The following is a 1,807-nucleotide window of genomic DNA, read 5'->3' on the forward strand; positions in this document are numbered from 1 at the left end:
GTGTGTATCTGCCGAAAATAAAATGGTGGCCGGGAATATAGCGGCGATTAATCATGTTGAAGGGACTGCGATTAATTGGTTTTCGGTGAATGGCTATAGGGCGCACGGCGGAGGGGGGAGTTCGTGTTGCATTATTATGCCGGTTAAGTGGCGACCGGGTTTGAAGGTGGATGTTGAGTGGGAAGTCGACTCGGATCCTTATGCTTATTCAAAGTGGCCGCCGTTGGGGAGTGACGGCTATAGGGTCGAGCAAATTAAGCATAAAGCTAATTATCGGCATTACAGGGCAACGGTTGATGTTCCGGAATGGCCGGAAAAAAAATTATGTAGCATGAATGTTCATTTCTTGACTTGTAAGCGAGTGGAGGTGACGACCTCTTGCTGGGTGTACGGTCACCCAAATTATCCCATCCAAGAACCACTTGATAAGAAGGAGCCAGCTGAATGCCAGAATTAAAAAACAACTCAAAAGATAACGCTTTTGGTCCGCCTGCTTTTCCTCTCAGTGGCCGATTGTCAACTGACGCGGTAAGGGTAAGCGATAACCATAATAAGCAGATGGCTGAAGAGAGGTATTTTTGCCGGCAGCGCGACTCCCAAGGAAGGAGTCAACGTTTTGAATGTTGCCACAGCTTGCACGTGAGTTTGTTTTTCGATGGAACCAACAATAACGAAAATAACGACACCAAAAAGAACCACCCTAGTAACATTGCTAAACTTTTTCATGCCTCGCTTCAAGGTCCAAAGGCCCAAAAGAGCGGCTATTACTCTTACTATATGCCCGGTGTTGGCACTCCATTTCCGGAAGTGGGCGAGTTGGATTACAGCGAGGAGGGGTTGAAGTACGCCACCGGTGGAGAGGATCGCATCAACTGGGCGCTGGTCTCCATTGCCGATGCCTTGCATTGGGCATTAACTAGGAATCGGTTGTCGTTGGATGACTGTGCGAAAGCGGTCAGCAAAATGAGCACGTGGCCTACGCCCTTGATGAGTACCCTTGGCCCAAGCAATCGCCGCTCTGTAATGACCAGCCTACTTGTCCCCTTGAAAGCCCGCGTGCCGGTAGCACAGCCCAAGGTTCTGGGAATCAAACTCTTCGTATACGGCTTCTCCCGGGGCGCCGCAGAGGCCCGTACTTTTGTCACTTGGCTAAGCCAGCTATTCGACACGCCAGAAGGCGCCGAACGCCCTGAACAAAGCCTGATTGGCCTGCCCATCAGCGTCGAATTTCTCGGCCTGTTGGATACCGTGGCTTCGGTCGGCATCGCCCATGCCGCCCCTTTCTTTGCGGGGCATATGGATTGGGCTGATAACACTCAATTATTGCCCGACGCACAACGCTTCCCAGATCTGGTCAAGTGCTGTCGACATTTCGTCGCGGGATTCGAACAGCGCTCGTGTTTCCCGCTGGATTCGATACGCAATGAGGATGGTCATTACCCGCCTAATGCAATTGAAGTGGTCTACCCCGGCGTTCACTCCGATGTCGGTGGTGGCTATCCCCAAAATGATCAGGGCAAGGCGCGGGGTAGTACCAATGAATTGGTGTCACAAATCGTATTGCATGATCTGTATGCCGAAGCCTTCGCCGCTGGCGCACCGTTGCAAGTGCCAGAAGCTGCTCTGTCTCAAACGCTATCCGATCAGAAGTCCTGGCGCGTCATGTCTGAAGCGACCAGTACTGAATTTGGTATAAGTCCCCTCGTTATCGAACGCTTCAACGCCTGGCGCCAAACCCTCCCAGGCATCCCTTCCGACCCACCCACCGCCACTCCCCCCTGGTCCTACCAACCCATCCAGCTCACCA

The 1,807-nt window shown here is 52.3% G+C and carries 2 protein-coding genes; both read left to right on the forward strand.

Translation table 11 applies throughout. The features are described from left to right. Nucleotides 1-457: DUF3304 domain-containing protein (locus ACZRMO_RS30180; RefSeq protein WP_463975269.1), on the forward strand; the 457-nt coding region annotated here is incomplete at its 5' end. After that, the coding region (locus ACZRMO_RS30185) for a T6SS phospholipase effector Tle1-like catalytic domain-containing protein (protein WP_463975270.1) at nt 445-1,807 on the forward strand (1,363 nt) is incomplete at its 3' end. The genes ACZRMO_RS30180 and ACZRMO_RS30185, both read left to right, overlap by 13 nt.

Source organism: Pseudomonas sp. B611, from assembly GCF_055407965.1.